Here is a 6,122-nt window from a genome sequence, read left to right as displayed (position 1 = left end):
CCCTGGCCCGCCGTGCTAGCGCTGCGCTTCGACACGCTCGCCAGCGCCTGGCTGCTGGCCCTGCGGCGCGAGCAGATCCACACGATCCGCTGGGGCGGGCGGCCGGAAAAAGTCGTCCGCGTCGGTCCGCTCGGTGCGCGCCTGACGCCGCGCGGCTCGTTCGACGAATGGCGCGAGCAGGTGCGTGGCCGCGCGGTCGGCTGGGACGCCACCGGCAAACTGGCCGCCAGCCAGCTGCTGGGCGAGATGCACCGCGCCAGCCTGGCCAAGCATGCCGAGGTCGACCGCGCCCGCGCGCAACTGCTGGCGATGCTGGGCCACGACCTGCGCGGGCCGCTGCATTCGATCAACATGGCCGCCACCGTGCTGCAGCATGGCGGCGCGCCGGCCACCATGAGCACGCGCATCCAGGCGTCCAGCACGCGCATGGAGCGGCTGATCAGTCAGGTGCTCGACATGAGCCGCATCAGCGGCGGCCTGGGGCTGGGCCTGAATCCGGGCCAGACCGACCTGGTGCCGCTGCTGCAGGACTTGCTGGACGAGGCGCGCACCGCCCATCCGGAACTGGTGATCCTGGACCGGATGCCGGCGGCGCTGAGCATGGAAGTCGACGCCGACCGCATGATGCAGGTCGCCAGCAACCTGATCAGCAACGCCCGCCACCACGGCACGCATGGCGCGCCGATCGAGGTGATCCTGACCGAGGCCGGCGACACGGTGCTGCTGGAGGTGCGCAACGTCGCGCCGCCGATTCCGGACGAGCTGCTGCCAACCCTGTACAGCCCGCTGAAACACGCTTCGGTCGGCAATGTGCGCAACCGCGGCGGCCTTGGGCTGGGGCTGCACATCGCCCAGCAGATCGTGCAGCAGCACGGCGGCGAACTGGCTTACCGCTACCAGGCGCCTCAGGTGGTGTTCGCGGTCAGCCTGCCGCGCGCCCGCGGCTAGTCGTGCACCCAGAAGGCCGCGTCCGCGCCGCGCCACCAGTGCGGGCCGGGGCTCCCGTGGCGGTGGTTGCTGGCGCCGGCATCGCTTTGCAGCGGATCGGTGAGCTGGCCGCCGGCGTCGCGCGCGGCGGCATGCGCGCGGTCTTCCGGCACCACCACGCTGACGTGGCGGGCGGTGCTGATCAGGCCGATGCCGCCGTGATTGGCGGCCGATTGCAGGGCCGCGGCATCGTCCACCTGGCGCCAGCCGAAGCCGGCGCCGTGCTCGCGCAGCCAGTCCGCCAGGCCGCTCGTCGCCATCGCGTGGACGCTGACGTCGGGCAGGTCGTCCGGGTCGTCGATGGTTTGCAGCTCGCGCAGCGCGGCCTCGGTCCACCATGCATGCGGCAGGTAGACGCCGGCCAACTGGCAGTAATCGGCCGCGTACGCCAGACTGCGCGCGCCGTCGGGCGCGGGCTGGTAGCGGACGCTGTGCTCGACATTGAGCCAGTCGGCGATCTGGATCAGCATCGCGCGCCGGGCGTCGGCCGCGGCATGGCGGTCCTGGCGCGGCATGTTCGGTTCGTTCAGCCGGCAGTCCGGCTTGCGTGGGCTGTTGCGCCGGGCGTCCGGCTGGCCAGGCTGTTTATAGGCTGCGGGCGGTCGCAGCGCGAGTTGATTGTCCATTCCCTAGTCTCCTGAACATGTTTTTATAACCAACTGCCAGTCAATTATGATGTAAATTTGCTCAGGGATTGTCAAGCTTTGTAACAACATTCAGGCCAGCGCCCCGGCCAGCAGGTCGGTGAACACGCGGATTTTCGAGGCGCCGCGGCGGTTGGCCGGATACACCGCGTAAATACCCACATCCATTTCGCCCGGATTGGCCTGGTAGTCGGGCAGCACCGCCACCAGTGTGCCCTGGTCGAGGTCGGGCTGGATCAGCCAGCCCGGCAGCAGTGCCAGGCCGAGGCCGCCCAGCGCCGCCTGCCGCAGCATGTCCGAATTGTTGACGTGCAGGCTGCCGTGCACGTCGACCTCGGTGGCCAGGTCGGCGTTGCGCAAACGCCACGTGGCGCGGCCGGCGCCGTAGGCGAACAGCAGGCAGTTGTGCTCGCCGAGCTCGTCGGGCGATTGCGGCGCGCCGCGCGCGGCCAGGTAGGCCGGGCTGGCGACGATGTGGCGCCGGTGACCGGCCAGCTTGCGGGCGATCAGGCTGGGCTGCTGTTCCGGGTTGCCGATGCGGATGGCGACGTCGATCGCTTCGTCGACCATGTTGGTCATGGCGTCGCTCAGGCGCAGGTCCAGCTGCAGGCGCGGATAGCGCCGCGCCAGCTCGGGCAGCAGCGGCGCGATGTAGCGGATCGCCAGCGTCACCGGGGCGGCGATGCGCAGCACGCCGGCCGGTTCGGCGTCGCGGCCGGCGGCGGCATCGTCGGCCTCGTCGAGCGCGGCCAGGATCTGGCTGGCGTGGTCGAAATAGGTGCGGCCGCTGGCGGTCAGGGTGATGCTGCGGGTGGAGCGGTTCAGCAGCGGGCCGCCGATGCGCGCCTCAAGCGCATCGACCAGCCGTGTCACGGAAGAGGTGGCCACGCCCAGCTGGCGCGCGGCGGCGGAAAAGCCGCCATTGCTGGCGACCAGGCAAAACGCTTTCAGTTCGGCGAATCTGTCCATTGTATTGCGCCCTACGCAAAGGTGTGTGCGATTCTGCCCATATTATCAGCAGACGGGACTGGGATTATAGTGAATTCAACCTTAATCTTGCTTTGGAGGCTGTATGCAACTCACCCCGCTCCCCGTTGGCTTCGGCGCCGAAATCGCCGGCGTCGATCTGCGTCAGGCCGATGCGGCCACTGCCGATCTGCTGCGTTCGTCATTGCTGGAATATGGCTTGCTGGTGATCCGCGGCCAGTCGTTCACGCCGGCCGAGCAGGTGGCGGCGACGCGGCTGTTCGGCGCGCCGGAAGTGTTCCCCACCGTGCGCGGCCAGCTGCCCGAGTGGCCGGAGATTTTCCGCGTCGCCAGCCGGCCCGAGGATGGTCATGTCGAAGTGGGCCGTTACTGGCATTCGGACGGCTCGTTCCGCGCCGACCCCACGCCGATCAGTTTCTGGTATTCGGAAGTGCGCTCGGACGAGGGCGGCGACACCCTGTTCACCGATCTGCAGCAGGCGTACGCCACGCTGCAGCCGGACATCCAGCAGGAGTTCGCCACGCTGAAGACGGCGCACCGCAACGGCGTGGTGCATCCGCTGGTGCTGCGCCATCCGAAAACCGGGGTGCCGGCGCTGTACCTGAACCTGGGCCTGACCGCCGGCGTGCTCGGCTACAGCCCCGAGCATTCGCGCGCGCTGATGGACGCGGTGGACCGCCACTACTCGCGCGACGGCGCCACCTACCGCCACCACTGGCTGCCGGGCGACGTGGTGGTGGCCGACAACCTGCACGTCGCCCACCAGGCGACGCCGATCACGCCGGCCACGCGGCGCATCCTCAACCGCACCACCGTGCGCGCCGACGGCGTGATCTGGTACGACGCCGAACGCAAGGCGGCTTGATCGGTCCTTGGCGGCCGCCGCGGCCTTCCTGATGAGGTCGACCACGGCCCCGGGGCGCGGCATGTAGACCGCATGGCTGACGGCGATTTCCGTCAGCTGTGCGCCGGCGGGATGGTCTGGTCATCCCTGGCCAACAGATACCCCGAGGGTTTGTGCTTCCAGGCCGGGTTGCCGATCGCCCCTGCGATGCGGCGATGCCCCACGGCAGCTGCGAGACGGCCATGAATTCCGCCTTGTCCCGGGGCAGGTCGCCGGCGCAGGCAGAGATAGTTTCTCTGGTGGCAAGTTCGCCTCGCCATCGCAACTTGATAACGCTTATTTCCACCGCGCACGATTGAAATGGCGGCCAGGCCAGGCTTGTATTTGAGATAAACTTGTTGTCTCTCAAGCTAATATACCCCCGCCATGCCCAATTCCGCCATGATGGACGAACGCGGTTTTCGCCGCATTCTGATCCGTAACATCACCACCCCGCTGGCCGCCGGCGTGGTCAGCGCCGGTGTGTTTGTCGTGTTGCTGGCCTACCTGATCACCACCATGAACTGGGTCGAGCACAGCGAGCGCGTGATCGGCAATGCCAACGAGATCGCCAAGCAGATGGTCGACATGGAAACCGGCCTGCGCGGCTACCTGCTGGCCGGAGAGGAGGTGTTCCTGCAGCCGTATGTGATTGCCAAGCCCAAGCTGGCCGCCAATCTCGATGGTCTGTCCAAGCTGGTCGACGATAACCCGTCCCAGCTGGACCGGCTGCGCACCATCCGCTACCAGCAACAACAATGGGATCTTTATGCTCAGGAAATGATCAGGTTGCGCGCCGCCAATGGCGACGTCACCGGACCGGTCAAGACTGGCCGGGGCAAGAGTCAGTTCGATGAAATCCGTCGCCAGCTCGACGCCTTCGTGGCCACCGAGGTACGCATGCGTCAGGAGCGCAACGATGATGCGCGCACGGTCACCACCTGGGTTGCCATCGTGTATTTACTGCTGACGCTGGGTGTGGGCGGCATCCTGGCCTGGTTCGGCCGCCGCGAACTGACCGGGCTGTCGCGCATCTACACCAAGGCGCTGAACGAGCATGCCGAGCATGCGACCCTGTTGCAGCAGCAAGCCTGGCTGCGCACCGGCCAGAGCGAACTGGCGCAGCAGGGCATCGGCCAGCTGGCGCTGCCGCAGCTGTCGGTGGCGCTGCTGCAGTTCCTGGCGCGCTACATGGGCGTGGTGGTGGGCGCGCTGTACCTGCGCGCGCCCGACGGCAGCTTCCGCCGCGTGGCGTCGTACGGCTTTTCCGAAGAATGGGAGCAGCGCGACCAGCGCATGAAGTCGGGCGAAAGCCTGGTGGCGCAGGCGGCGCAGGAGCGGCGCGTGATCCGCCTGGAGCCGCTGCCGGCCGATTACATCCGGGTCAGTTCCGGCCTGGGCCAGGGCGCGCCGGCCAGCGTGCTGCTGGCGCCGGTCGACGCCGACGGCGAGGTCAACGGCGTGATCGAGCTGGGCCTGTTGCGTCCGGTCAGCGAGCGCGACGTCGATCTGCTGAACATGGTCAAGGGCAATATCGGCAGCGCGATCGAAGCCAGCGCGTCGCGCCAGCGCTTGCAGGAAGTGCTGGCCGAGACCCAGCAGCTGAACGAGGAACTGCAGGTGCAGCAGGAGGAACTGCGCACCGCCAACGAGGAACTGGAAGAGCAGTCGCGCGTGCTGGAGGAATCGCAGGCCAGCCTGGAAAACCAGAAAGCCGAACTGGAGCAGACCAACGAGCAGCTGGCCGAACAGGGGCAGGCGCTGGACCAGAAAAACGCCGAGTTGCAGAAGGCCCAGCTGGACCTGGAAGAACGCGCGCGCGATCTGGAGCGCGCCAGCCAGTACAAGTCGCAATTCCTGGCCAACATGTCGCACGAGCTGCGCACCCCGCTCAACAGCTCGCTGATCCTGGCCAAGCTGCTGGCGGAAAACGCCCAGGGCAACCTGAACGACGAGCAGGTGCGCTTCGCCAACACGATTTACTCGGCCGGCAACGACCTGCTGAACCTGATCAACGACATCCTCGACATTTCCAAGGTCGAGGCGGGCAAGCTGGACCTGGTGCCGGAAAACCTGGCGATCCGCCAGGTGGTGGAAGGCATGGCCGCGTCCTTCGACCCGATGGCGCAGCAGAAGAAGCTGGCGTTCCACCTGCACGTGACCGACGGCGTGCCGCAGCACATGGTGACCGACCGCCAGCGCATGGAGCAGATCCTGAAAAACCTGCTGTCGAACGCGCTCAAGTTCACCAGCTCCGGCCAGATCACGCTGCATGTGCAGCAGGCCGGCGACGGGCAGGTCAGCTTTGCCGTGATCGACACCGGCATCGGCATCCGCGCCGAAGACCAGCAGGGTATCTTCAACGCCTTCCAGCAGGCCGACGGCACCACCAGCCGCAAGTACGGCGGCACCGGCCTGGGCCTGTCGATCTCGCGCGACCTGGCGCATCTGCTGGGCGGCGACATCAGCCTGACCAGCGAACCGGGCAAGGGCAGCTGTTTCACCCTGACCCTGCCGGTCGAATGGCGCAACCCGGTGGCGGGGCCGCGCGCGGCCAGCCCGGTGGCGGTGATGTCGGCCGAGCCGCCGGCCGTCGGCATGGCGCATGCGGCCGACAGCGC

Annotated in this window: 5 protein-coding genes; 3 read left to right on the top strand and 2 right to left on the bottom strand. The window is 67.7% G+C overall.

Annotated features, from left to right (window positions below; all coding sequences use genetic code 11):
- Nucleotides 1-948, top strand: a 948-nt coding sequence (locus E4L98_RS16605; protein ID WP_267874917.1) for a GAF domain-containing sensor histidine kinase, incomplete at its 5' end; no start/stop codon positions are given.
- On the opposite strand, the gene E4L98_RS16600 is transcribed toward E4L98_RS16605, so the two are convergent.
- Together E4L98_RS16600 and E4L98_RS16595 are read right to left on the bottom strand one after the other, a co-directional pair.
- Nucleotides 945-1,613 (bottom strand): hypothetical protein, encoded by a 669-nt coding sequence (locus E4L98_RS16600; protein ID WP_135202664.1) that lies wholly within the window; start codon nucleotides 1,611-1,613, stop codon nucleotides 945-947. The two genes, E4L98_RS16605 and E4L98_RS16600, sit on opposite strands and share 4 nt — an antisense overlap.
- 90 nt (nucleotides 1,614-1,703) lie before the next feature.
- Nucleotides 1,704-2,600, bottom strand: a complete 897-nt coding sequence (locus tag E4L98_RS16595; RefSeq protein ID WP_135202663.1) for a LysR family transcriptional regulator — start codon at nucleotides 2,598-2,600, stop codon at nucleotides 1,704-1,706.
- 103 nt (nucleotides 2,601-2,703) lie between these two features.
- On the opposite strand from E4L98_RS16595, the gene E4L98_RS16590 reads away from it, so the two are divergent.
- Complete coding sequence (locus E4L98_RS16590) at nucleotides 2,704-3,483, top strand: TauD/TfdA dioxygenase family protein (protein ID WP_135202662.1); 780 nt, start codon at nucleotides 2,704-2,706, stop codon at nucleotides 3,481-3,483.
- 405 nt (nucleotides 3,484-3,888) lie between these two features.
- A partial coding sequence (locus E4L98_RS16585; protein WP_135202661.1) for a CHASE3 domain-containing protein occupies nucleotides 3,889-6,122 on the top strand: 2,234 nt, incomplete at its 3' end.

This window comes from Duganella callida, assembly GCF_004614165.1.
GTDB lineage: Bacteria > Pseudomonadota > Gammaproteobacteria > Burkholderiales > Burkholderiaceae_D > Rugamonas > Rugamonas callida.
Note: the sequence above shows the minus strand (reverse complement) of the source record. Positions and strands in the feature narration are given on the sequence as shown.